The following is a 25,163-nucleotide window of genomic DNA, read 5'->3' as shown; positions in this document are numbered from 1 at the left end:
TTTAGGCGGCGCCCATCAAGTCGAGGTGAAACAGCTTGGTTAATCGGCATAAATTTGCCGGTCGCCGGCAAATTCCTGCCACGACTTGCGCTACGTTATTCGTATCGGGCGCGGTTGCCGCGTGCCGCGGGGGGTGCTAGCAAGCATCGGCTCCGATCCTTGTATCGGACGGTATTCGCGGCCACATTGCCGCGACAGTTCAGGTTGAAGCTTGCATGAGGCAATTTCCCCATCGTCCCACCCGCCAGGCTTCGGCCGGCCGCGTGACGATGGCGGAGCTTCCGGACCACGCGTCCGGGCGTGCCCTGCGAGCAGCAGCAGTTTTCGAAACCTGCGAGACCACAGCCGGCGCCGCCGGCCAAGGCCGCACTTTGTATCGCGCGCTCGCGCTCCAGCCCTTCAGGGTCACAACCTTCAGGGGTCCAGGCCGGCGCGCCCGGAGAATAATAAATGACCATGCGTATGCTGATCGACGCACGGCACCGGGAGGAAACCCGCGTTGCCGTCGTCAAGGGAAACCGGATCGAGGAATTTGATTTCGAGTCCGCCGAGCGCAAGCAGCTCAAGGGCAATATCTATCTAGCCAAGGTCACCCGGGTCGAGCCGTCGCTGCAAGCGGCGTTCGTCGACTATGGCGGCAACCGCCACGGCTTCCTCGCTTTCAGCGAAATCCACCCCGATTACTACCAGATCCCCAAGGAAGATCGTGAAGCCCTGCTCCGCGAGGAGGCCGAGCATGCCGCCGAGGAAGCGGCACTCCGCGCGCAGGACGACGGCGACGACGAGGATCATCACGACGGCGAGGACGGCGTCGAGGTGCTCGAGCGTCCGCACGACGACGACGAGCATGAGGATGAATCCGACGGCGAGACCGCCGAGGGCGAAGGCAATGAGGGCAGCGGCGGACGCGGCCGGGGCCGTCGTCGCGGGCGCGGCGGCAAGGAAGACGAGGCCGAGGCGCTGCGCCAGCGCCGCATGAACCTGCGCCGCCGCTACAAGATCCAGGACGTGATCCGCCGCCGCCAGGTGCTGCTGGTCCAGGTCGTCAAGGAAGAGCGCGGCAACAAGGGCGCGGCGCTGACCACCTATCTGTCGCTCGCCGGACGCTATTGCGTGCTGATGCCCAACACCGCGCATGGCGGCGGCATCTCGCGCAAGATCAGCTCGGCCGCCGATCGCAAGCGCCTCAAGACGATCATGTCGGACCTCAAGCTGCCGCCGACGATGGGCTGCATCGTCCGCACCGCGGGGCTCCAGCGCACCAAGACCGAGATCAAGCGCGACTTCGACTATCTCGCGCGGCTGTGGGACGGGATCCGCGAGACGACCCTGCAATCCTCGGCGCCGGCCCTGGTGTACGGCGATTCCGACCTGCTCAAGCGCGCGATCCGCGACATCTATAATCGCGACATCGACGAGGTGATCGTCGAGGGCGAGGACGGCTATCGCCAGGCCAAGGACTTCATGAAGCTCCTGATGCCGAGCCACGCCAAGAAGGTGAAGCAATATGCCGATGCGGTGCCGCTGTTCCAGCGCGCCGGGGTCGAGGACCAGCTCTCGGCGATGTACAACCCCGTCGTCCAGCTGAAGAGCGGCGGATACCTGGTGATCAACCCGACCGAGGCTCTGGTCTCGATCGACATCAACTCGGGCCGCTCGACGCGCGAGCACAATATCGAGCAGACCGCGACCCAGACCAACCTCGAGGCGGCGCACGAGATCGCCCGCCAGCTGCGGCTGCGCGACATGGCCGGGCTCGTCGTCATCGACTTCATCGACATGGACCACGGATCGAACGTCCGTAAGGTCGAGAAGGCGATGAAGGAGGCGCTCAAGAACGATCGCGCCCGCATCCAGGTCGGCCGCATCTCGGCGTTCGGCCTGATGGAGATGAGCCGTCAGCGCCTGCGCACCGGCGTGCTCGAGGCGTCGACCGTCCAGTGCCCGCATTGCGAAGGCACCGGCCTGGTCCGCACCGCCTCGTCGGCCGGCCTGTCGGCGCTGCGAATGATCGAGGACGAGGCCGCCCGCGGCCGCGGCTCGCAGCTGCTGCTCCGCGCGAGCCAGGAAGCTGCCTTCTACGTGCTCAACAAGAAGCGCGCCGAGCTGGCCGAGATCGAGGAGCGCTATGGCGTGACGATCGAGATCGCCTCGGACGGCGAACTCGAGGGCGCGCGCATGTCGGTCGAGGCGGGCGGACCGCCGCCGGCCTATGCGCCCAAGTTCGAGCGCCTCGTCGAAGAGCCCGAAGACGATTATGTCGAGGAGGTCGACGAGGAAGAGGAAGAAGTCAAGGAAGAGGCCGAGGCACCCCGCGCCCGCCAGCCGCGCGAGCGCGACGAGGGCGAGGGCGATGGCCGCGGCAAGCGCCGCCGCCGCCGGCGCGGTCGTGGCCGTCGCGGTCGCGAGGGCGAAGCCGAGGGCAGCGAAGCAGAGCATGACGAGGGCAGCGAAGACGGCGAGGCCGAGGACGTCGTCGCCGGTGCCGAGACCGTCGAACAGGCCGACGAGGAGCGCAGCGACGCCGGTGACGGCGAAGGCGGCCGCAAGCGGCGCCGTCGCGGTCGTCGCGGTGGCCGTCGCGGCCATGCCGAGGAAGGTGTCGCCGAGGCCGCAGAAGCGACCGACGCAGCCGAGCCGGTCGGCGAGGTTGCCGCGCTGGCCGAGCCCGAGCCCGCCGAAGCCGCGGAAGCGCCGGCCAAGCCCAAGCGCGCGCGCCGCAAGAAGGCCGACGCCGAGGCGCCGGTCAAGGCTGCTGCGGAAGTGGCGCCCGAAGCCCCGGTGGCCGTAGCCGAGGAAGCGCCGGCCAAGCCCAAGCGTGCGCGTCGCAAGAAGGCCGATGCCGAGGCGCCGGTCGAGGCCGCTGCGGATACCGCGCCCGCGGTCATTGCCGAAGCACCTGCCGAGAAGCCCAGGCGCAGCCGCCGCAAGGCAGCCGCACCGGCCGCCGAAGCCGCTGCCGAGGCGCCCGTCGAACCGGTGGCGCAGGATCTCGCGCCCGAGGGAAGCGACGCCGAGGGCGACACCAGCCCGGGGGGCGAACCGCGCCGCGGCTGGTGGCAGCGGACCTTCGGCGCCTGATGCCGGGGCGAGCGTGCGAGCCCGAAGCGCGCACGCTCGCCTGGCTTCACGACATGTTCATCGCGAATATCCAACAGCGTTGCCGTCCGTGGAGTTTGCCCCGATGATGCTGCGCATGAAGCGCTTTGCGGCCCTGCTCGCCATTCTTTGCCTCAGCTGCTTCGCAGCGCGGCCCGCGATGGCGCAGTCGATCCTGCGCGATGCCGAGACCGAGGCATTGCTCGCCGACATGTCGCACGACATCATCATCGCAGCGGGGCTGTCGCCGGCCAATGTCCGGGTGGTGCTAGTCAACGATCAGTCGATCAACGCCTTCGTCGCGGGCGGGCAGATCGTCTATATCCATTCGGGGCTGATCGACGCGGCGGATACCGCCAACGAAGTCCAGGGCGTGATCGCGCACGAGATCGGCCATGTCGTCGGCGGCCATGCCGTGTTCCAGAACGACGGCGGCTATACCAACATCTCGATCCTCAGCCTGTTGCTCGGCGCCGCGGCGATGGCGGCGGGCGCGGGCGAGGCGGGCACCGGCCTGCTGATGATGGGCCAGCGCGCCGCGATCGGCAAATATCTCGCGTTCAGCCGCGTGCAGGAATCCTCTGCCGACGCCGCGGGCGTGCGCTTCATCACCACTGCCGGGATCAGCGGCAAGGGCATGCTGACCTTCTTCGACAAATTGACCGCGCAGATGCATCGCTACGGCTATTACGCCACTGCGAGCAATCCCGAGATCGATCCGTTCGCGCAGACCCACCCGATGTCGGCCGATCGCGTCCGCACGCTCAAGGCCGATCTCGAGGCGGCGCCGTCGTGGAGCAAGCCGCTCGACGCGAAGATCGAGCAGCGCTTCAAGCGGGTGCAGGCCAAGCTTCGCGGCTATGTCGCCGAGCCCGAGACGACCTTGCGGCGCTATCCGACCAGCGACCAATCGGCGCCGGCGCATTATGCCCGGGCCTATGCCTATCACAAATCGGGCTATCCCGATCAGGCGGCGGCGGAGACCGCGGCGCTGGTCAAGACCGCGCCCGACGACCCCTATTTCCTCGAGCTCGAGGGGCAGATCCTGCTCGAATCGGGCAAGCCGGCCGAGGCGATCGCGCCGCTGCGCGAAGCCACAAGGCGCTCGAACAACCAGCCGCTGATCGCCGCGACCTTCGGTCATGCCTTGCTCGCCACCGAGGACAAGGCCAACCTCGCCGAGGCCGAGGGCGTGCTGCGCCAGGCCGTCGCGCGCGACAAGGAGAACCCGTTCGCGTGGATGCAGCTCGGCACGGTCTATGAGCGCAAGGGCGACGAGCCGCGTACCGCGCTGGCCACGGCCGAACGCGCCCACCTGATGGGCGATATGCGCACCGCGCTGGTCAGCGCCCGCTCGGCGATGGCGAATCTGCCGCAGGGCTCGACCGACTGGGTTCGCGCGCAGGACATCTCGATGGTCGCGCAGACCGCGATGGACGATGAGAAAAAGCGGCGGCGATGAGCGATAAACTGGTGCGCAACCCGCTGGCGCTCGCCGGCGCGATGCTGGTGTCCGCCTTGCTCGGCGCCGGCGCTTTCGCCTTGTTGCTGAGCTGGATGCCCGGGCTCGCGGGGCCCGCGATCCGCGGCTATCTGCTCGAGCATCCCGAGATACTGCCCGAGGCGATGGACCGGCTCCAGGCGCGCGAGAATGCGCGCTACGAAAAGGCCCAGCAGGGCGCGCAAAAGGGCGTCCCGCAATATCTCGCCAAATTGCAGAAGCCCTATGCCGGGGCGTGGGCGGGCAATCCGCAGGGCGACGTCACCGTGGTGGCGTTCATGGATTATGCCTGCGGCTATTGCCGCGCCAGCCTGCCGGGGATCGAGGAGCTGCTCGCCAAGGATCCGGGCGTCCGCGTGGTCTATCGCGAATTCCCCGTGCTGGGCCCCGAGAGCGTGGTCGCGGCGCGGCTCGCGCTGGCGGCGGCAGAGCAGGGCAAGTTCCGCGCGTTCCACGACGCGCTCTACGCCGCGGGCGCGCCCAATGCCGAGAACATCGCGGCGGCCGCCGCCAAGGCCGGGCTCGACAAGGCGCTGGCGACCAAGGCCAGCCAGTCCAAAGCGGTCGAGCAGGAGATCGCGGCGAACCACAAGCTCGGCGAGCAGCTCGCGATGACGGGCACGCCGAGCTGGGTGGTCGGCGGCAAACTGCTCTACGGCGCGCGCGATTATGCCGGGCTGGCGCAGGCGGTGGCCGAAGCGCGGGCGGGGAAATAGGCATGACTCGTTCCTCCCCGAGCTTGCTCGGGGAGGGGGACCGCGCCCGCAGGGCGTGGTGGAGGGGCACGCCGCAGGTACCGGGGCGTGCAACGCGGGACCCCGCCGCTTCGCGGCGCCCCTCCACCATGCTTCGCATGGTCCCCCTCCCCGAGACGAACTCGGGGAGGAATTTTTCCGCGAGCTTGTCCCCGCCGCACCCCGACCCTACGTAACGGCTCCGTTCCGTTTCCGGGGGCCATCCCGAATGCAATCCATTTTGTCGGTTTCTCAGGTCAGCAAGACCTATGCGTCGGGGCACAAGGCGCTCGACCATGTCGATCTGGAGATTCGCCGCGGCGAGATCTTCGCGCTTCTCGGGCCGAACGGCGCGGGCAAGACCACTCTGATCAGCATCATCTGCGGGATCGTCACGCCGAGCTCGGGGACGATCCTCGTCGACGGGCACGACGCGATCACCCATCCGCGCGAGGCGCGCAGCCGGATCGGGCTGGTGCCGCAGGAAATCGCCGTCGACATGTTCTCCAGCGTCGGCTCGACTCTGCGCTTCTCGCGCGGGCTGTTCGGCAAGAAGCCCGATCAGGCGCATCTCGATCAGGTGCTCAAGGATCTGTCGCTATGGGACAAGCGCGACGCCAAGCTCATGGAATTGTCGGGCGGCATGAAGCGCCGGGTGATGATCGCCAAAGCGCTCAGCCACCAGCCCGACATCCTCTTCCTCGACGAGCCTACTGCCGGCGTCGACGTCTCGCTGCGTCGCGACATGTGGAAGATGATCGGCAAATTGCGCGAGCGCGGCACGACGATCATCCTCACCACCCATTATATCGAGGAGGCCGAGGAAATGGCCGATCGGGTGGGGGTGATCAACAAGGGGCAATTGCTGCTGGTCGAGGAGAAGGCCGCGCTGATGAAGAAGCTCGGCAAGCGCGAGATGGACATCGCCCTGGTCGAGCCGATGACTGCGATCCCCCATGAACTCGACGAATGGCATCTCAGCCTCGAGGATGAGGGACATCGGCTGCGCTACGTGTTCGACGCGCAGGCCGAACGCACCGGCATCCCGTCGCTGCTTCGGAAACTTTCCGAGATGGGGATCGCGTTCAAGGATCTCGACACCAGCAAGTCGAGCCTCGAGGACATCTTCGTCGATCTGGTCGACGCGAAGCACGCTTCCAACGAAGGAGCCGTGGCATGACCGGCGTCAACTTCCACGGCATCTGGGCGATCTACAAGTTCGAGATGGCGCGTACCCTGCGCACTTTGTGGCAGAGCGTCGCCACGCCGGTGATCACCACCTCGCTCTATTTCATCGTGTTCGGCGGCGCGATCGGCAGCCGGATCCAGTCGATCGGCGACGTCAATTACGGCAGCTTCCTCGTCCCCGGACTGATCATGCTGTCCTTGCTCACCCAGAGCATCGCCAATGCATCGATCGGCATCTATTTCCCCAAATTCACCGGCACCGTGTTCGAACTGCTCTCGGCGCCGATCTCGGCGATCGAGATGGTGATCGGCTTCGTCGGCGCGGCGGCGACCAAGTCGATCGTGATCGGGCTGATCATCCTGATCACCTCGGCATTCTTCGTGCCGCTCAGGATCGATCATCCGGCCGCGATGCTGGCGTTCCTCGTGCTGACCTCGGTCACCTTCAGCCTGTTCGGCTTCATCATCGGCATCTGGGCCAAGGGGTTCGAGCAATTGAACGTCGTGCCGGCGCTGCTGGTGACGCCGCTGACCTTTCTCGGCGGCGCCTTTTACTCGATCGACATGCTGCCCGAGCCGTGGCGGACGGTGAGCCTGTTCAATCCGGTGGTCTATCTGGTCAGCGGCTTCCGCTGGAGCTTCTTCGGCGCGGGCGATGTCAGCGTCGGGTGGAGCCTCGGGGTGACCGGGCTGTTTCTGGTGCTCTGCCTCGGGCTGATCGTGACGATCTTCCGGACGGGGTATCGGCTGAAGAACTAGGCCGATCTCGCTTCCTGTCACCGCGGCCTTGTGCCGGGGTCCACGGTGCGGCAGGCGAGTCCCTCGAGCCTCCTGCCGCTCGCGGGCGGCCTGGTGGACCCCGGCACGAGGCCGGCGCGACGAAAAGGAAGGCGGCCGGCATGTGGCGATCGATGCGTGCGACGGACCTCGCCGCCGTCTCCGCGATCTCGGATGCGGTGCATGGGCGCTTCACCGAACCGCTCGCGGTCTATGCCGGGCGGCTGGACCTCTATCCCGCCGGCTGCTTCGTGCTCGAGCAGGACGACACGGTCGCCGGCTATCTGATCAGCCATCCGTGGCATCGCGAGGATCCGCCCAAGCTCGGGGCGTTGCCCGGCGCGATCCCGCCCGATGCCGACGCCTGGTATCTCCACGACCTGGCTTTGCTGCCTGCCGCGCGCGGCGCCGGCGCCGGCAGAGCGGCGCTCGATCTGGTCAAGGCGCAGGCCCGGGCGCGCGGATTCGCCGACATCGCGCTGATGGCGGTCGGCGGCGCCGATCGTTACTGGACGCGGCAAGGCTTTGCCTATGTCCCGCGCGATGCCGACCCGTCCTACGGCGACGACGCGTATCTGATGCTCGGGGCTATCTGATCACCGGCAGCGCGACCAGCGATCCGCCGCAGACGCGCTGGGTCGCCTTGACGAAGTCCGCGGGCGCCGCCTTGTAGATATTGGGCACGAACTTCTGCGGGTTGCGGTCGAGCATCGGAAACCAGCTCGACTGGATCTGGACCATGATGCGATGGCCCTTCTTGAAGACATGGTCGTGGCTCCTGAGCGGCACGTCCCACGCGACCACCTGATTGGGGGTCAGCGGCGTCGCTTTCTCGAAGCTTGCGAGATAGCGGCCGCGGCGGACTTCCATCGCGATCGGGAATTGATAGCCGTTGAGGGTGCGCGGATAGTCGCCGAGCGCGCCGCGGGGGGCGGGCTCGTAATCGTCGGGGAGCACGTCGATCAGCTTGACGACGAAATCGCTGTCGGTGCCCGAGGTCGACGCCATCAGTTTCGCCGCGACTTCGCCGGTGACGGTGAGGTCGGCGTCGAGCGGCGCGCTGGTATAGCTGAGTACGTCGGGGCGGTGATCGACGAAGCGCTGGTCGGCGGCTTCCCACCAGCGCCATTCCTGCGAGGGGTAGGTGCGCGAGATCGGGCGCTCGCGGAACGGCACCGGATTGGCGGGATCGGAGACATATTCGCGGCACTGGCCCGGGTCGGTCGGCGGCGTGAAGGACAGGGTGCCGTCGCTCTGCAGATAGAGGTTGGTCAGCGTCGCGCCGGGCGCCGGCCATTTCGGATAGGATTTCCACTCCCACGAGCCGCTCTGGAACATCCGCGCCTCGAAGGCGGGCTTGGTCCCCTTGCCGTGGAGCCAGTGCGCGAAGAACGGCGCCTCGATATCGCGCATGAAGTCGGTGCCGCTCTCCTTGCCGAACTTGATATAGCCGACATCGCTGGCGTTGCCGTGCCACGTCCCGTGCGCCCAGGGGCCGGCGACGATCATGTTGAGGCCGTCGGGATCCTGCGCCTCCATCTTCTCGTAGATCTTCCACGTGCCGAGCGGGTCTTCCTGATCCCAGAAGCCGGCGACGTGGAGCGTGGGGACATTGGTGCGGCCGAGCTTGTCGGTCCAGCGCTGGCGCTTCCAGAAATCGTCGTAATCGGGATGCTCGATCATCGCGGTGAGTTGCGGCACCGATCCCTTGAAATAGAGCCTGTCGAGATTGGCCACGGGGCCGAGCTTGAGGAACCAGTCATAGCTGTCGACCGGGGGCTTGCCGCCGTAATCGAAGTCCTCGCCCTGATCATTGTTCTGCAGGCTGAACAGCCAGTCGGTGGCGTAGGACAGTCGCATCGCGCCATAGCGGTGGAGATCGTCGTTGATCCACCAGTCGTTCCACGCCGCCTGGGGGCTCACCGCCTTGAGCGCGGGGTGCGGCCGGGCGAGCGCGACGGCCGAGGCATAGCCGGGATAGGAGACGCCCCACATCCCGACCTTGCCGTTGTTGCCGGAGACGTTCTTCACCAGCCAGTCGACGCTGTCCCACGCGTCGGTCGCCTCGTCGACGCCGGTCTTGCCCTTGGCGTCGAGCGCCATCGACATGGTGAAGTCGCCGTCCGATTTGAACTGGCCGCGCATGTTCTGGAAGACGAGGATATAGCCGTCCTCCATCAGGAAGCGCATCGAGGCGGGCACGCCGAGCGGCGCCTTGTCGGGCACGCCATAGGGCGTGCGCTGGAGCAGAATCGGCAGCTTGCCGGCCTTGCCTTTGGGGCGGAGGATGACGGTCTGCAGCTTCGCGCCGTCGCGCATCGGCACCATGACTTCTTCGTAGCTGAAGGGAGCTTCGAGGACCTTCGACAGCGCCGAGGGCGCCGTCTGCGCGGCCGCAGGCGCGAGCGGCGCGGCAAGCGCCGCCAGAGCCACGAAACCGATCACGTTGCGCATGTTTCCTCCCGAATATCGTGGAGGAGGGGTAGGGCGCGGGCGCTGAGGGAGCAAGGGCGCCGAGAGGAAGCGGCGCTCAATTTCCCCCTCTCTGCCAGGGAGGGAGAAAGATGCGCTCAGTCCAGCCGGTGCTCGCCCTTGACCCAGCGGACGGTGCCCGAGCTGGCGCGCATCACGACGCTCTCGGTGGTCATACGTCCACGGACGCGCTTGACGCCTTCGAGCAGCGAGCCGTCGGTGACGCCGGTCGCGGCGAAGATGCAGTCGCCCTTGGCGAGTTCGGTGAGGTCGTAGATCTTGTCGAGATCCTCGATCCCCCATTTGCGCGCGCGGGCGCGCTCGTCGTCGTTGCGGAACACCAGCCGGCCCTTGAACTGGCCGCCGACGCAGCGCAAAGCCGCACAGGCGAGCACGCCCTCGGGGGCGCCGCCCGAGCCCATGTACATGTCGATCGTGGTGTCGGGATTGGTGGTGGCGATCACCCCCGCGACGTCGCCGTCGCCGATCAGCACGATGCCGCAGCCGATCGCGCGAAGCTCGGCGATCATCTTCTCATGGCGCGGGCGATCGAGCACGCAGACGATGATCTCGTTGGGCTCGACGCCCTTGGCCGCGGCGAGCGCCTTGACGTTTTCGGTCGGCGACTTCGCCAGATCGATGACGCCTTCGGGATAGCCGGGGCCGACCGCGATCTTGTCCATATAGACGTCGGGGGCATTGAGCAGCCCGCCATGCTCGGCGACCGCGAGCACCGCGAGCGCGTTGGGGCCGGCCTTGGCGCAGATCGTAGTGCCTTCCAATGGATCGAGCGCGATGTCGATCCTGGGGCCGCTGCCGATCGCACTGCCGACCTTTTCGCCGATATAGAGCATCGGCGCCTCATCGCGCTCGCCTTCGCCGATCACCACGGTGCCGTCCATGTAGAGCGAATTGAGCGCCTCGCGCATCGCCTCGACCGCGACATGGTCCGCCGCTTTCTCGTCGCCGCGCCCGACCAGGCTGGACGCGGCGATCGCCGCGGCTTCGGTGACGCGCACCATTTCGAGCACGAGGACGCGATCGAGAACATGGCTGGCAGTCGTCATCGGCTGGGGATTCCCTCTACAGAATTGCGATGGCGATAGGCGGGGCATGTTGCAGTGTCGAGGCTGCTAGCGCTGTCAACGCGTTCGCAATTTCGCCACAACCGTGCGCCAGCCTCGTTTCGTCGCAAGCGAAAGGATCGGCCGTGTTGTTGGCGTTGCTGCTGCTGGTTCAGGACGCCCCCGGATTGGAAGGCGCGATCGCGGCGTATCGCGAGAAGACCGCCGGCGACGTGCCGTGCCGCAGCACCGATAATGACGACGAGATCGTGGTCTGCGCGCGCCGCGATGCCGACCGCTACCGTGTGCCGTTCGTCGGCCCTTCGCGGGAGGAACTGCCCGATCAGCGGGTCGCGCGGCTGGTCGGCCAGCGCACCGAACCCGAATGCGGGCAAGGCGCTTTCACCGCGCATTGCGGCTATGTCGGAGTCAGCGTTTCGGCAGGCGGACGCGGGCTCAAATGGGTCAAGCGCGAACTGGCGCCCTAGCCGCACCAGGGACGACGGTTTAGCTATTCCCCGAGAATATGCATCCACATCGGCTCGCCGACGAGGCTCTGCGAGCCGCGCAATTTCTCCAGCGCCTGTGCAACGCTGCGCTCGGGACCCTCATGGGTGACGATCGCGACCAGCACGCTGCCGTCGGGATTGGCGCCGCGCTGGATGAGGCTCTCGATCGATACCCCGGCGTCGCGCATCGCCGCGGCGATCTCGGCGAGGACGCCGACCTTGTCGGCGACGGTCAGCCGGACATAGGCGCGCGCCCTGCGCTCGCCGCTGTCGGCGGCCTGCTGCGCGGCGAGGGCGTCGGCGGGCATCGCATAAGGCGGGCCGAATTCGCCGCGCGCGATGTCGATCAGATCGGCGACGACTGCCGAGGCGGTCGGCCCATCGCCCGCACCGGCGCCCTGGAACAGCAGGCGCCCGACGAAATTGCCCTCGGCGACCACGGCGTTGGTCGAGCCGAGGACGTGCGCGAGCGGATGGCTCAAGGGCACGAGGTGCGGATGGATGCGCTGGAACAGCCCGTGCGGCCCGGCATCGGCGACGCCGAGCAGGCGAACGCGATAGCCGAGCGCCGCCGCCTCGGCGATGTCGGCGGCGAGGATGTGGCGTACCCCGGTGATTGCGACGTCCTCGAACGCCGGCTGGGCGCCGAACGCGACGCTGGCGAGGATCGAGAGCTTGTGCGCGGCGTCGACGCCGTCGATGTCGAAGCTGGGATCGGCCTCGGCATAGCCCAATGCCTGCGCCTCGCTGAGGATTTCCGAAAAATCGCGGCCCTCGGCCTCCATCTTGGACAGGATGAAATTGCAGGTGCCGTTGAGGATGCCATAGACCCGGCCGATCTCGTTGGCGGCGGCGCCTTCGCGCAGGCCCTTGATCACCGGCACCCCGCCGGCGACCGCGGCTTCGAACTTGAGCGCGAGATTGGCGGCCTCGGCGGCGCGGGCGAGCTCGAGCCCGTGATGCGCGATCATCGCCTTGTTGGCGGTGACGAGGCTCTTGCCCGCCGCCAGCGTGGCGCGCGCGAGCGACAGTGCCGGGCCGTCCGAACCGCCGACCAGCTCGACCACGACATCGGCTTTGGGATGGCGGGCGAGCTCGGCGGAATCGTCGATCCACTCGAAGCGCGTGATGTCGACGCCGCGATCCTTGGTCCGGTCGCGCGCCGAGACCGCCGTGACCACGATCGGCCGCCCCGCGCGCCGCGCGATCAGTTCGCCATTGGCGTCGAGCAGGCGAATGACGCCCGCGCCCACGGTTCCGAGGCCGGCGAGTGCGATGCGAAGCGGTTCGGTCATATTCATCTCTCACTCGCCTCCCTGCAAGGGAGGAGCTTGGGTGGGTGCGAGCGTCAGCGAGCCCTTCGGCGTCCGACGTGAAAGCGGCGGGCGGGGCATCGAGCCCCGCCCGCCGCTGGACCCACCTCTAGCCCCTCCCTCGAAGCGAGGGGAAGATAGGATTACTTCTTGATCAGCCCGATCTCGACGAGGCGTTCGTGGAGATAATCGTGCGAGCTGATCGGCTCGGGATAGCGGTTGGGGCGCTCTTCGCTGACGCATCCCGGTAGCGTTTCGATCAGGAAATCGGGTGCCGGATGCAGGAAGAACGGCATCGAGTAGCGCGAATGGCCGCGGCGCTCGACCGGGGGATTGACCACACGGTGGGTGGTCGAGGGCAATACGTGATTGGTCAGCCGCTGGAGCATGTCGCCGACATTGACCACCATCGCGCCTTCGGGCGGTTTGACCGGCAGCCATTTGCCGTCGCGGTCGAGCAATTCGAGCCCGGCTTCCTCGGCGCCCAGCAGCAGCGTGATCAGGTTGATGTCCTCGTGCGCGCCGGCGCGGACCTCGGGGGCGTCGGCGGCGACCGGCGGATAATGGAGCAGGCGCAGCACCGAATTGCCGTCCTTGACCGCAGGATCGAACCAGTTCGGCGCGAGGCCGAGATAGCGCGCGATCGCCGAGAGCAATTTGTCGCCGGCATCGTCGAACGCCTGGAACAATTCGAGGAAGGTCTCGCGGAAACCTTCGGGCTGGTCGGGCCAGATATTGGCGGGCATCTGCGCGGCGAAACGGTGGCCCTCGGCCAGCTGGCGGCCGACATGCCAGAATTCCTTGAGGTCGACATGAGTCGCGCCCTTGGCGATCTCGGTCTTGAACGGGGTATAGCCGCGCGCGCCGCCCTGGCCTTCGACGAAATGGCTGCGCTTGACGTCTTCGGGCAGGTCGAAGAACTTTTTGGTCATCGTCCAGGCGCGCTCGATCAGTTCGGCGGGAATGCCGTGATCGCGCACCACGGCGAAGCCGAAGCGCTGGAAGGAGCGGCCGAACTCCCGAGCGAAGCCTTCGGGATCGGATTGCTGATCGGCCAGCGAAAGCGCCGGGATCTCGGCGAGAGTGTCGAGCATGCGAGTCTCCATGGGTTGGGCTCAGTTAGACCCGCAGGGGGGTGGCGAACAAGCGGGGGGGCATGACGGGCATATCGACGTTCGGCCCATTCTTCCCTCGCCCCTGCAAAGGGGGAGCTGGGTGAGGGGGTGCGGCTGCGCAGCAGCCGCGCGACGCTATGCGCCGCTCTACCCCTCGCCAAGCTGCGCTATCCTCTCCCCCATCAAGGGGAGAGGGAGATTCAGGGGTAACCGCGATGTTCGCCAGGGGGTGACGCCTTCGCCGCGATCGGCCATGGGCAGCGCCATGTCCGAGCCGCATCTCTCGACCCAGTCCGCCAATCGCGCGCCGATTCCGTTCGGGGAGTTCGTCGCATTGATCGCGTCGATGATGGCGCTGACTGCGCTCGGGATCGATTCGATGCTGCCCGCGCTCCCGGCGATCGGGCACAGCCTCCATGTCGCGGAGCCCAATCATCGCCAGTTCGTGATCACCGCTTTCCTGCTCGGCTTCGCATTCGCGCAACTGATCTACGGTCCCCTGTCGGACCGGTTCGGGCGGCGGCCGGTGCTGATCATCGCGCTCGTCTCCTATGTGCTGACCAGCGCGCTGGCGGCGATCTCGGGCAGCTTCGTGCTGCTGCTGGTCGCGCGCGCGGCGATGGGCGCGTCGGCGGCAGGCGCGCGGGTGGTGACGGTGGCGCTGGTGCGCGATTGCTTCGCCGGACGGGCGATGGCGCGGGTGATGAGCCTCGCTTTCATCGTGTTCATGGCGGCGCCGGTCTTCGCCCCCGCCTTCGGCCAGGGCGTGCTCGCCGCGGGAGGATCGTGGCGGATGATCTTCTGGGGCGTCGGCACCGTCTCGGCGCTGGTGGTGGCGTGGTTCTGGCTGCGCATGCCCGAGACGCTCGATCCGGAGTCGCGCCAGAGCCTCAAGCCCGGCCGGATCGTCGAGGATTACGGACTGGTGCTGCGCGATCGCTGCGCGGTGGGCTATACGATCGCCGCGGCTTTGCTGTCGGGCGGGCTGTTCGGCTTCATCGGGTCGGTCCAGCAGATCATGGAGACGGTGTTCGGCCGGCCCGAACTGCTCACCCTGGTGTTTGCCGCGGTGGCCGGTACGATGGCGATCGGATCGTTCCTCAATTCGCGGATCGTGATGAAGATCGGCACGCGGCGGATCTCGCACACCGCGCTCTCGGCGCTGATCCTGTTCGCCGCGATCCATCTCGCGGTCGCCTTTTCGGGGCATGAGACTCTGTGGACCTTCGCGATCCTCCAGGCGCTGATGATGGCGAGCTTCGGCCTCGCCACGTCGAACTTCTCGGCAATGGCGATGGAGCGGATGGGCGAGATTGCGGGCACGGCGTCGAGCCTGCAGGGCTTCGTCGCGACCTTGGGCGGGGCGCTGATCGGCGCGCAGATCGGCCAGTCGTTCGACGGCACCACCGTGCCGCTCTATACCGGCTTCCTCGTCATGGGGGTGCTCGCCCTGATCGCAGTGGCGGTCGCCGAGAAGGGCCGGCTTTTTCGCCCGAGCTGAGCGTTTCCTCGCGCCGTAACGGAACGGATATACCCTGATTCCCGTTCGCACATCGGAAAGGGGGAGGTTTGCTCCCCCGAGAGCGAAGAGGACAGGCAATGGGTGGTCATCAGGTTCCGATTCTAGGCCCGGGCGACGACGGCTATGACGATGACGGCTATGACGAGAGCCAGCGCGCCGAGATCATCGAGGCGACCAACGACGCGCCCAGCGACGGCAACATCCTGACCGACATTCCGATCGACCTCGGCGACGACGGCGACGAGGACGATAGCGACGAACTCAACATGGTCGACGACGAGCTCGGCGAAGAGGATGACGAGGTCGACCAGGATGACGAAGATGTCCGCGAGGACGAGATCCAGGCCGATCTCGACGACGAGGATGTCGACGCGGAGGATCTCGACGAAGAGCTCGACGACGGCGACGATATCGCGCTCGCGCCCTGAGGCTTGACCGGGCGGCCGGGCCGGATCGGCATCGCGCCGGGCAGGGGAGTAGTGCCATGCCGCGGGACACGCGCATCGACACCTATATCGCCGGCCGGGCCGAATTCGCCCGGCCGATCCTGAGCTGGATGCGCGAACGCGTCCACGCCGCGTGCCCCGAGGTCGAGGAATCGCTCAAATGGTCGATGCCGGCATTCAGCTACAAGGGCAAGCCGCTGGCCAACATGGCCGCATTCAAGGAGCATGTCGGCTTCGGCTTCTGGGATCGCCAAGCCTTGGCGACCGGAAAGGAAGGCGAGGCGATGGGCCAGTTCGGCCGGATCCGCGCGCTCGACGATCTGCCCGCCGCCGAAGCGGTCGAAGCGCAGGTCCGCGAAGCGATGGCGCGGATCGACGCCGGCCAGAAGCCGGCACGCTCTGCCAAGGCCGTGAATCCCGAGGCCGAAGTGCCGCCCGAACTGGCCGAGGGGCTGGCCGGCGATTCGCAGGCGGCTGCGACGTTCCACGGTTTCCCGCCAAGCTGCCGCCGCGAATATTGCGAGTGGGTGGCCGAAGCCAAGCGCCCTGAGACTCGCGCTAAGCGCGCGGCTGAGGCAGTCGAATGGATGCGCGAGGGCAAGCGCCGCAACTGGAAATACGAAAGCTGCTGAGCGTATTCCGATCCTCCCCCCGCTTCGCGAGGGAGGATTTAAAAGCTGTTGCACCTTGTTCTTGAGATGATACGTTGCATCATAACAATAAAGGAGAGGTGCCATGGTCAAGGCCGCGCGTGTCCCCGAGCCCGTCATGTTCAGCGCGATCAACGTCACGCCGTTCATCGACGTGATGCTGGTGCTGCTGATCGTGATGATCCTCAGCATGCCGATCGCTACGCACAAGATCCCGATCGACTTGCCGGCCGGGCCCGGACCGGTCGTCGAGCAGCAGCCGCACCAGCTCGGCATCGACAAAGGCGGGGCGCTGTTCTGGGATGGTCGGGCGATCGCCGACGCCGAGCTGCCCGGCCTGCTCGCCATGATGCAGCGCGATACTGCTTCGGTGCTTCACATGAACACCGATCCCGAGGCGCGCTACGCCCGGTTCGACGGCGTGCTGGCGGTGGTCAAGCGCGCAGGGGTCGAACGGCTCGGCTTTGTCGGCAACCGTCCTCTCCCGGACTGAGGAACGGCGCAGCGGCGGGCGCGTTCGTCGCCCGCCGTCAGAATGGATCCCTCGCATGCGCCTCTATTTGCCGTTGTTGCTGAGCCTCGCCGCCTGTTCGTCGCAGTCGGGCGAGAACGCCGCCACCGACAATTCCAATGCCGCCAACGTGACCGCGACGCTTCCCGCCGAAACCGCGTCCGTACCTGCGCCGGACGTGCGCTCGGCGACGCCGGCGCCGCTCAATCCGCCCGCGCCCGGCGAACCCGGCGGGCTCGACGACGATCGCACCCCGGTCAGCGAGGCGCCGTTCAGCGAAGACAGCGCGCAAGGCGCGGCCAATGTCGTCCAGACCTATTATGCACTGCTCGAGGCGGGCAAATATGGTCAGGCGTACCGGCTGTGGGAGCCGGGCGCGGCGGGCATGGACGCCCGCGCCTTCGCCGCGAGCTTCGATCGCTATTCGGAATATCACGCCAATATCGGCGCGCCCGGGCGAGTCGATGCCGGCGCCGGGCAGCGTTACGTGGCCGTGCCGGTGCAGGTCTATGGCCGGCTCAAGGCGGGCGCCCGCGAATTCAACATGCGTGGATCGGTGACGCTGCATCGCGCCGGCAACGTAGACGGCGCGAGCGCCGGGCAGCGCCGCTGGCGAATCCGCAGCAGCGACGTCAAGCCGCGCCCCGGCGAGGCAGTGCCGTCGCCGCAACCGACCGAGGACAATCGCTCGACCGCGCGCTATCGCTGCATGGACGGATCGCGGCTCGTCGCGCGCTTCGACCCCGACAAGGATCGCGTTACCGTCTCGCGCGGCGGCAAGGCGCTCGCGACCCTGCGCGGGCAGCGCGTCGCTTCGGGGATCCATTATGCCGCGGGCGGCTACGAATTGCGCGGCAAGGGCAGTGACATCAGTTTCACCGCGCCCGGCCTGCCACCGGTCGCCTGCACCGCGATCCGCTGAGCAAGTGACCTCGCGCCCTGAGTTGCGCTAAGAGTCGCGGATGACGCCCTATACCGCGACGATCACCGCCCGGGCCGAGGACATCGACGTCCTCGGCCATGTCAATAATGCCGTCTGGGTCCAGTGGATCCAGGACGTCGCAGTGGCGCATTGGCACGCGATCGCCGCGCCCGAGCATGACGCCGCCTATATCTGGGTGATCACCCGGCACGAGATCGACTATCGCGGCAGCGTCCTCGAAGGCGAGACGGTGACGGCCGAGACCTGGGTGCAGGAGCCGCCGCGCGGGGCGCGGTTCGATCGCTACATGAAATTCACCGGCGCCGACGGCAAGATACGGGTCGAGGCGAAGACGACCTGGGCGATCCTCGACCGCGCCACCGGGCGGCTGGTGCGCGTGCCCGAGGCAGTGGCGGCGCCGTTCTTGGCTTAAGGCGAGAGAGTTCGTGCTCCTGCGAAAGCAGGAGCCCAGAGTTTCGAGGGATTCGCATGCGACCCTAGGCTCCTGCTTTCGCAGGAGCACAAGGCTACCCGCTGTTCCGGAGCGCAGTCGCGATGGCGTTGATCGACAGCAAGATGCCTTCGCCGATCCGCGCATCCTCCTCGCCGGCGCGGTGGCGCTTGAGCAGTTCGATCTGGAGCAGGTTGAGCGGCTCGATATAGGGCGTGCGCAGCCGGATCGAGGTTTCGAGACCCGGATGCTTTTCGAGCAGCCGGGTCTGGCGGGTGACCTGCAGCAGCCCATCATGGGTCGCGTTCCAGCCGTCGCGGATGCGGCCGAAAATGCCGTCGCGCAGCGTCTTGTCCTCGACGAGCGCGGCATAATGCTGCGCCACAGCCATGTCGGACTTGGCGAGCACCATCTCCATGTTCGCCAGAGTCGAGGCAAAGAGCGGCCAGCCCGTCGCCATTTCGCGCAGCAGCCCCTTGTCGGCGAAGGCCTCGATTGCCGCGCCGACGCCGTACCAGCCCGGCAGCATCACCCGCGCCTGCGCCCAGCTGAACACCCAGGGGATCGCGCGCAGATCCTCGATCGCGTCCGATTTCTTGCGGCTCGCCGGGCGGCTGCCGATCTTGAGCCCGGCGATCTCGGCGATCGGCGTGGCCTGACGGAAGAAGGTGGTGAACCCGTCGGTCCCGTAGACCAGCCCGCGATAGGCCGTGAACGCCGTTGCCGACAATTCGTCCATCGCCGCGGCGAAGCGCGTCGCATCGGCGGGTGCCAGCTGCTCGGGCTCGAGGCTGGCGAGCAGGGTGGCCGAGGCCATCGCCTCGAGATTGGTCATCGCGCTGGCGCGGGTGCCGTATTTTGCTGCGATCACTTCGCCCTGCTCGGTGATGCGGATGCGGCCCTGCACCGTCCCCGATGGCTGGGCGAGGATCGCCGAGAAGGACGAGCCGCCGCCGCGCCCGACCGCGCCGCCGCGGCCGTGGAACAATTGCATCGCCAGATCGGCCTTCTCGAACACCGGCTTCAGCGCCGTCGACCCGCGCGACAGCTGCCAGGTCGAGGTGAGATAGCCGCCGTCCTTGTTCGAATCCGAATAGCCGATCATCACTTCCTGATGCCCGCGCCTGGCGGCGAGCGCGGCGACTTCGGGCAGGCTCAGCCATGCTTCCATGATCGCCGGCGCGCCCTCGAGATCGGCGATCGTCTCGAACAGCGGGATCGCCATGATGTGCGCCTGGGGCTGCGCGCCGGGGACATAGAGCCCGGCTTCCTTGAGCAGCACATGGACCTCGAGCAGGTCCGACACCGACTGTGCCATCGAGACGATGTAATGCGTGATGCACTGGCGGCCGTATCTGGCGTGCGCCTCGGCGGCGGCGCGGACGATCGCGAGTTCGGAGGCGGTCTCTTCCGAATATTCGGCATAAGGGCTGGTCAACGGCCGGACGCTCTCCAGCTCGCGGCGGAGCAGGGCGACGCGGGTGTCCTCGTCGAGCGCGAGATAATCGTCGCAGGCGCCGCCGGCCTTGAGCAATTCGGCGATCACGCGCTCATGGACCGCGCTGTTCTGGCGCATGTCGAGCGTGGCGAGATGGAAGCCGAAGGTCTCGACCGCGCGGATCAGCCGGCCGAGCGCGCCGCCGCTGGCGAGCGGGCCGGCACCTTCGGCGGCGAGACCGCGGGCGATCGCGGCGAGCTCTTCGCGCAGTTCCGAAGGTTCGGCGTAGGGCTCGCCCTGAAGCGGGGCAGGGCGCGCGGCGCGCTTGCCGGTCAATTTGTCGTGCGTTGCCGAAAGGCGCGCATAGATGCCGGTCAGCGCGCGACGATAGGGTTCGTCCTCGCGGCTCTTGCCGGTGTCGTGGCTCGCCTCGGCGAGCTTGACCACCGCGTCGCTGACGCTGGCATGCTCGGTCGAGATCGACAGCTCGGCACCCAAGGCGTGAACGGCGTCCATGTAATAAGCCAGCACCGCCTCGGCGGAGCGGGCGAGCGCGAGCTTCATCGAATCGGCGGTGACGAACGGATTGCCGTCGCGGTCGCCGCCGATCCAGCTGCCGGCGCGCAGGAAGCTCGGCGCCCGCTCGCCGAGCGCCCGGTCCCAGCGGGCATAGAGCGCGGGCAGCACCGGCAGGAAGACGTCGCGCAGATAGGACAGCGCGGTCTCGACTTCGTCGGCGACGCCGAGCTTCTCGCGGCGCAGCACCCGGGTCTGCCACAGCAAGGCGATCTGGCGCAGGATCGCTTCCTCGACCTTGTCGCCGTCCTCGGTCTCCTCGACGCCGAGATCCTTGAGCGCCATCAGCTCGGCGATCCGGTTCTTGTGGTCGATCATCGACTTGCGGCGCACTTCGGTGGGATGCGCGGTCAGCACCGGCGCGACCAGCGCATGATCGAGCAGCGCCATCACGGCGTCATGGCCGATGCCATGCTCCTTCAACCGCGCAAGCGCCGAGGCCATGTCCGTATCTTCTTCGGTCGCGACCCCCTGACGATCCTCGGCGAGATTGGCGAGCATCGAGAACAGCATGAAGCCGCGGACGAAATCGAGCGTATCGTCGAGGCTCAGCCGGTCGAGCCCCGAATCGATCGCGCCGGCGCCAGCGACGCCGCGATGGCGATCGACCGAAGTCGCGCGGATATATTCGATGCGCTTGAACAGCTCCTCGCCGCCATAGGCCCGGATCACGTCGCCGAGCAGGCGTCCGAGAAAGCGGATGTCGGGATTGTTTGCGATCGCGAGACTGGCCATGGCCGGTGTTGCTGCACCGCAAGATGGCCGGGGTCAATCCACCCGTTGTTGCATCGCCACAACGGTGGCTTTTCGCGCGCAAATGGCGCGGATTTGTCTGGGTACGTGGCGTTGCGGGTGGCTTGCAGTGCGCCCGTGCCTCCCTAGTTTGGGGCGATGAGACCCGCCAGCAATGCCGCCCGCACGCTCAAATCCGCATTGATCGGGCAGGTCCGCGCGGTGTTCAACGATTCCGCGCGCGGTGAGAAGCCGGTGGTGCGCAGTCCCGACGGGCTGTTCGGGCCGCAATCGGTGGTCTGGCGCGTGCACGGCGACGTGACGACGATGATGGTCGGCGGCGTCGCGGCCTTGCTGCTCCAGATGCTCCACCCCGCGGTGCTCGCCGGCGTCTGGGACCATTCGAGCTTCCGCGGGGACATGCTCGGCCGGCTGCGGCGCACCGCACGCTTCATCGCCGTGACCGGCTATGGCACGCGTGCCGAGGCCGAGGCGGCGATCGAAAAGGTGCGCGACGTCCATACCCGCGTGCGCGGCACGCTGGCCGACGGCACGCCGTACGCGGCTGACGATCCGCGCTTGCTCGCCTGGGTGCATGTGACCGAAGCGGTGAGCTTTCTCGACGCGTGGATCCGTTATGCCGAGCCGGGCATGACCCGCGCCGATCAGGATCTCTATTTCGCCGAGTTCGCGCGCATCGCCGAGGCGCTGGGCGCCGATCCGATACCGCGCAGCCGCGCCGAGGCCGAAGCGCTGATCGCGGAGATGCGTCCCGGGCTCCGCGTGGATGCCCGCACGCGCGAAGTCGCGCGGATTCTGCTCGACCAGCCCGCGCCGAACCTTGCGGTGAAGCCTTTCCAGGCGCTCACATTCTCGGCCGCGGTCGATCTGCTTCCCGCCTGGGCGCGCCGGATGCACGGGCTTTCGGGACCCGGCCTCGCCGCGCCGATGGTCCGCTTCGGCACCGGCGGCATCGCCAGCACGATGCGCTGGGCGTTTCGCAGCTAGTCGCGCGACAGGCTCGCCCATTCGAGGCCGAACCGTGCCAGATATTTGCGCAGGCGATCGGCGTCGTTGGCGGTGCTGCGGCGCGCGCGCGACGCCGCGAACAGCGTGCGGCCGGCTTCGGACAGCGAGCGGCTCATCCGGCAGATCCGGACGGTTTCGGCGAGCTGGACGCGATCGAACGGGTCGATTTCGGCGAGCGCTTCGGGCGCGAGGATTTCGGCCAGAAGGCCCGCGCCATCGTCGGTCTGGGCCGACCAGAGCCGGCGCAGGCGTTGAATCTCGGCAAGGACGCATTCCACGTCGATGCGTCCCTTGGGGCTGAGCGTCGCCATGCGTGTGACGCTGGCGGCGAGGTCGCGGAAATTGCCCGGCCAGCGCGCGTCGGGCGCAGTCGCGAAGGCGAGATAGCGCTGCCGCGCTTCCTTGTTGAAGCTCGCGCGCTCGCCTTCGCGTTCGGCGAAGCGATCGAGCTCATAGTCGAGATTGGGCGCGATATCCTCGCGGCGTTCGGCGAGGCCGGGCAAGTGGAAGGTCCATAGATTGAGCCGGGCATAGAGATCGTCGCGGAAGCCGCCCCCTGCGACCGCTTCGCCCAGGTCGCGATTGGTGCCGGCGATCAGCTGGAATTCGGACGCGGCTTCCTTGTCCGAGCCGACCGGGAGGAATCGCTTGTCCTCGATCGCGCGCAGGATCATCGCCTGTTCGTCGAGCCCGAGCTCGCCGATCTCGTCGAGGAACAGCATGCCCTTGTCGGCGGCGCGGAGCAGCCCGGGGCGATCGGCGACCGCGCCGGTGAACGCGCCCTTGCGGTGGCCGAACAAGGCCGACATCGCGCCGTCCCCCTTCAGCGTCGCGCAATTCACTTCGACGAACGGCCCGGCGACCTGGTGCTTGAGCCGCTTGAGCTCATAGATGCGCCGCGCGAGCTGGCTCTTGCCCGCGCCGGTCGGCCCCATCAGCAGGATCGGCGCCCTCGAACGCAAGGCGACGCGCTCGATCTCGTCGATCATCCGGTTGAAGGCGGAATTGCGCGTCTCGATCCCCGATTTGAGGAACGACGCGCTCTCCGCGCTGGCGACCGCGAAGCGCGTGGCGATGCTGTCATAGCGCGAGAGATCGAGATCGATCGTGTTCCAGATGCCGGCGGGGTTCGGCGATCCGCGCTGGGGCTGGGTCTGGAGCAGGCGGCCCGGCAGATAGCGCGCCTCGGTCAGCAGGAAGAGACAGATCTGGGCGACATGGGTGCCGGTGGTGATGTGGACCAGATAGTCCTCGGCCTCGGGGTCGAACGGCTCGGCCCGGGCGAAGTCGAGCAACTTGCCATAGACTTCCTCGAAGTCCCAGGGGTCGCGGAAGTCGAGCAGCCGCATCTCGACCTCGGTCTCGGGCGAGACCGAAATGACGTCCTCGGCGACATATTCCGCCAGCCTGCGGTGCGCGGTGCCGTGGATCAGGATCAGCCGGTCGACGCGCAGATCCTCGTGCATCGTCAGGCCCACGGTCGGCCGCCACTTGTTCCAGCGCGAAGGTCCGAACTTGCCGGCGTCCAGCGTCGAGCCGAGGAATCCGATGACGACGAGCGGTTTCATATTTATATGTTAGGATAATATCCTAGCGAATGCGATAGAAAACCTGCGAACGCCCCGGCGTACGCTGCTATGCCGCGTTGCGGGTTTTCCGATTTATAGTCCATAAAACCAATGCTTTGCACGGTACTTGCGGGACGCATCCGAAAATTGGCACGTGTCCTGCGATGAGGAATGGCGCCGGACGGAGCAGTCGAACACTTCTTCCGGCGAGCAGCAGCGCGGGGCGGCCGGAATGGGCCGGCTGCCCCCAAGGATTTCACGGGGCGTAGCGCAGGTTGCGCAGACCGGCTGATACGAAGGACGAAGGAGGTCGCGATGACCGCAATGTACGATTACCAGCACGTCGAGGGCGGCGTGCCGATCAAGATGTGGACTCGCGGCGTGCCGGTCGAGGCCGAGGCGCGTGCCCAGCTGGCGCGCGCGGCGCAGATGCCGTTCGTGTTCAAGCACGTCGCGGCGATGCCCGACGTCCATGTCGGCATCGGCGCGACCGTGGGCTCGGTGATCCCGACCAAGGGTGCAGTGATCCCTGCTGCGGTCGGCGTCGATATCGGGTGCGGGATGATGGCGGCGCGGACCTCGCTGATGGCGAGCGACCTGCCCGACAATCTCGAGAACATCCGCAGCGCGATCGAACAGGCGGTGCCGCACGGCCGGTCGGTCGGTCGCGGCAAGCGCGACACCGGTTCGTGGGGCAGCCCGCCGCCGGCGATCGTCGAGGCGTGGGCGACGCTCGCCGCGCGCTTCCAGCGGATCGCCGACAAATATCCGCGGCTGAAGAACACCAACAACCTCGTGCATCTCGGCACGCTGGGCACCGGCAACCACTTCATCGAGCTTTGCCTCGATGAAGAACAGCGGGTGTGGGTGATGCTCCATTCGGGATCGCGCGGCGTCGGCAATGCGATCGGCAGCTTCTTCATCGAGCTGGCGAAGCAGGACATGCGCAAATGGCACCTCAATCTGCCCGATCAGGATCTGGCATACTTCCCGGAAGGGACCGACCATTTCGACGATTATGTCGAGGCGGTCGGCTGGGCGCAGGACTTTGCGGCGCTCAACCGGCGGATGATGATGACCAACGTCATCCGCGCGCTGCGGGGCCAGATTGCCAAGCCGTTCGACGCGGAGATGGAGGCGGTCAATTGCCACCATAATTACGTCCAGCGCGAGAATCATTTCGGCGAGAATGTCCTCGTCACCCGCAAGGGCGCGGTGCGCGCCGCCAAGGGCGTGATGGGCATCATCCCGGGTTCGATGGGCGCGAAGTCGTTCATCGTGCGCGGGCTGGGCAATCCGGAATCGTTCGATAGCTGCAGCCATGGCGCGGGGCGGGTGATGTCGCGAACCGCGGCGAAGAAGCTGGTGACGCTCGACGAGCACATCGCCGATACGGCGGGCGTCGAATGCCGCAAGGATGCGGGCGTGATCGACGAGACGCCCAAGGCCTATAAGCCGATCGAGGCAGTGATGGCCGCCCAGGCCGATCTGGTCGAGATCGTCCACACGCTGAAGCAGGTGGTGTGCGTCAAGGGCTGAGTCCTTG

General features: G+C 67.2%; 21 protein-coding genes. 15 read left to right on the top strand and 6 right to left on the bottom strand.

Annotated elements, in window-relative coordinates:
• Nucleotides 1-450 precede the first annotated feature (450 nt).
• From Q9Q95_RS10740 to Q9Q95_RS10715, 6 genes are all read left to right on the top strand, one after another.
• Nucleotides 451-3,081 carry a ribonuclease E/G gene (locus tag Q9Q95_RS10740; protein ID WP_306096809.1) on the top strand — a complete coding sequence of 877 codons (2,631 nt, stop codon included), beginning with the start codon at nt 451-453 and terminating at the stop codon, nt 3,079-3,081.
• Nucleotides 3,082-3,196: 115 nt separating this feature from the next.
• Nucleotides 3,197-4,561: a M48 family metalloprotease gene (locus Q9Q95_RS10735; protein ID WP_306096807.1), complete on the top strand. Its 1,365-nt coding sequence runs from the start codon at nt 3,197-3,199 to the stop codon at nt 4,559-4,561.
• Nucleotides 4,558-5,316, top strand: coding sequence for a DsbA family protein (locus Q9Q95_RS10730; RefSeq protein WP_306096805.1), 759 nt, complete (start codon nt 4,558-4,560; stop codon nt 5,314-5,316). The genes Q9Q95_RS10735 and Q9Q95_RS10730 overlap by 4 nt, the downstream gene beginning before the upstream one ends.
• Before the next feature lie 247 nt (nt 5,317-5,563).
• The gene (locus Q9Q95_RS10725) at nt 5,564-6,514 is read left to right on the top strand and encodes an ABC transporter ATP-binding protein (RefSeq protein ID WP_306096803.1); all 951 of its coding nucleotides are present in this window, start codon (nt 5,564-5,566) and stop codon (nt 6,512-6,514) included.
• The gene (locus Q9Q95_RS10720) at nt 6,511-7,281 is read left to right on the top strand and encodes an ABC transporter permease (protein ID WP_306096801.1); all 771 of its coding nucleotides are present in this window, start codon (nt 6,511-6,513) and stop codon (nt 7,279-7,281) included. The genes Q9Q95_RS10725 and Q9Q95_RS10720 overlap by 4 nt, the downstream gene beginning before the upstream one ends.
• Nucleotides 7,282-7,433: 152 nt before the next feature.
• Nucleotides 7,434-7,895, top strand: a complete 462-nt coding sequence (locus tag Q9Q95_RS10715; RefSeq protein WP_306096799.1) for a GNAT family N-acetyltransferase — start codon at nt 7,434-7,436, stop codon at nt 7,893-7,895.
• On the opposite strand, the gene Q9Q95_RS10710 is transcribed toward Q9Q95_RS10715, so the two are convergent.
• Complete coding sequence (locus Q9Q95_RS10710) at nt 7,888-9,753, bottom strand: CocE/NonD family hydrolase (RefSeq protein WP_306096797.1); 1,866 nt, start codon at nt 9,751-9,753, stop codon at nt 7,888-7,890. The two genes, Q9Q95_RS10715 and Q9Q95_RS10710, sit on opposite strands and share 8 nt — an antisense overlap.
• 116 nt (nt 9,754-9,869) lie before the next feature.
• On the bottom strand, nt 9,870-10,838 hold the full coding sequence (gene glpX, locus Q9Q95_RS10705) for a class II fructose-bisphosphatase (protein ID WP_306096796.1): 969 nt from the start codon (nt 10,836-10,838) through the stop codon (nt 9,870-9,872).
• 143 nt (nt 10,839-10,981) lie between these two features.
• On the opposite strand from glpX, the gene Q9Q95_RS10700 reads away from it, so the two are divergent.
• A complete protein-coding gene (locus Q9Q95_RS10700) occupies nt 10,982-11,323 on the top strand; it encodes a hypothetical protein (RefSeq protein WP_306096794.1) in 342 nt (113 codons plus the stop codon).
• Between the two features lie 23 nt (nt 11,324-11,346).
• Here Q9Q95_RS10700 and Q9Q95_RS10695 read toward each other — a convergent pair whose 3' ends face one another.
• Together Q9Q95_RS10695 and Q9Q95_RS10690 are read right to left on the bottom strand one after the other, a co-directional pair.
• Nucleotides 11,347-12,639 (bottom strand): homoserine dehydrogenase, encoded by a 1,293-nt coding sequence (locus tag Q9Q95_RS10695; RefSeq protein ID WP_306096793.1) that lies wholly within the window; start codon nt 12,637-12,639, stop codon nt 11,347-11,349.
• A gap of 161 nt (nt 12,640-12,800) precedes the next feature.
• The gene (locus Q9Q95_RS10690) at nt 12,801-13,751 is read right to left on the bottom strand and encodes an isopenicillin N synthase family oxygenase (protein WP_306096791.1); all 951 of its coding nucleotides are present in this window, start codon (nt 13,749-13,751) and stop codon (nt 12,801-12,803) included.
• Between the two features lie 286 nt (nt 13,752-14,037).
• On the opposite strand from Q9Q95_RS10690, the gene Q9Q95_RS10685 reads away from it, so the two are divergent.
• The 6 genes from Q9Q95_RS10685 (at nt 14,038) to Q9Q95_RS10660 (ending at nt 18,256) form a co-directional block, all read left to right on the top strand.
• Nucleotides 14,038-15,273 carry a multidrug effflux MFS transporter gene (locus Q9Q95_RS10685; protein WP_306096789.1) on the top strand — a complete coding sequence of 412 codons (1,236 nt, stop codon included), beginning with the start codon at nt 14,038-14,040 and terminating at the stop codon, nt 15,271-15,273.
• Between the two features lie 98 nt (nt 15,274-15,371).
• Nucleotides 15,372-15,722 (top strand): DNA primase, encoded by a 351-nt coding sequence (locus tag Q9Q95_RS10680; RefSeq protein WP_306096787.1) that lies wholly within the window; start codon nt 15,372-15,374, stop codon nt 15,720-15,722.
• Nucleotides 15,723-15,778: 56 nt separating this feature from the next.
• Nucleotides 15,779-16,372, top strand: coding sequence for a YdeI family protein (locus Q9Q95_RS10675; protein ID WP_306096786.1), 594 nt, complete (start codon nt 15,779-15,781; stop codon nt 16,370-16,372).
• A 103-nt stretch (nt 16,373-16,475) separates the two neighbouring features.
• Nucleotides 16,476-16,883, top strand: coding sequence for a biopolymer transporter ExbD (locus tag Q9Q95_RS10670; protein ID WP_306096784.1), 408 nt, complete (start codon nt 16,476-16,478; stop codon nt 16,881-16,883).
• A 55-nt stretch (nt 16,884-16,938) separates the two neighbouring features.
• Nucleotides 16,939-17,823, top strand: a complete 885-nt coding sequence (locus tag Q9Q95_RS10665; protein WP_306096782.1) for an MliC family protein — start codon at nt 16,939-16,941, stop codon at nt 17,821-17,823.
• A 40-nt stretch (nt 17,824-17,863) separates the two neighbouring features.
• Nucleotides 17,864-18,256: a thioesterase family protein gene (locus tag Q9Q95_RS10660; RefSeq protein ID WP_306096780.1), complete on the top strand. Its 393-nt coding sequence runs from the start codon at nt 17,864-17,866 to the stop codon at nt 18,254-18,256.
• A 94-nt stretch (nt 18,257-18,350) separates the two neighbouring features.
• Here the strand turns inward: Q9Q95_RS10660 and ppc are convergent, their stop codons facing one another.
• Nucleotides 18,351-21,023: a phosphoenolpyruvate carboxylase gene (gene ppc / locus Q9Q95_RS10655; RefSeq protein WP_306096778.1), complete on the bottom strand. Its 2,673-nt coding sequence runs from the start codon at nt 21,021-21,023 to the stop codon at nt 18,351-18,353.
• A gap of 156 nt (nt 21,024-21,179) precedes the next feature.
• Between ppc and Q9Q95_RS10650 the strand changes: the two genes are divergently transcribed.
• Nucleotides 21,180-22,028, top strand: a complete 849-nt coding sequence (locus Q9Q95_RS10650; protein ID WP_306096776.1) for an oxygenase MpaB family protein — start codon at nt 21,180-21,182, stop codon at nt 22,026-22,028.
• Here Q9Q95_RS10650 and rtcR read toward each other — a convergent pair.
• The gene (gene rtcR, locus Q9Q95_RS10645; RefSeq protein ID WP_306096775.1) at nt 22,025-23,617 is read right to left on the bottom strand and encodes an RNA repair transcriptional activator RtcR; all 1,593 of its coding nucleotides are present in this window, start codon (nt 23,615-23,617) and stop codon (nt 22,025-22,027) included. The two genes, Q9Q95_RS10650 and rtcR, sit on opposite strands and share 4 nt — an antisense overlap.
• Nucleotides 23,618-23,932: 315 nt before the next feature.
• Between rtcR and Q9Q95_RS10640 the strand changes: the two genes are divergently transcribed.
• On the top strand, nt 23,933-25,156 hold the full coding sequence (locus Q9Q95_RS10640) for an RtcB family protein (protein ID WP_306096772.1): 1,224 nt from the start codon (nt 23,933-23,935) through the stop codon (nt 25,154-25,156).
• Nucleotides 25,157-25,163: the final 7 nt, after the last annotated feature.

This window comes from Sphingomonas sp. DG1-23, from assembly GCF_030730875.1.
GTDB lineage: Bacteria > Pseudomonadota > Alphaproteobacteria > Sphingomonadales > Sphingomonadaceae > Sphingomonas.
The sequence above is the reverse complement of the archived record's forward strand: the minus strand, read 5'-3'. Positions and strand labels throughout refer to the sequence as shown.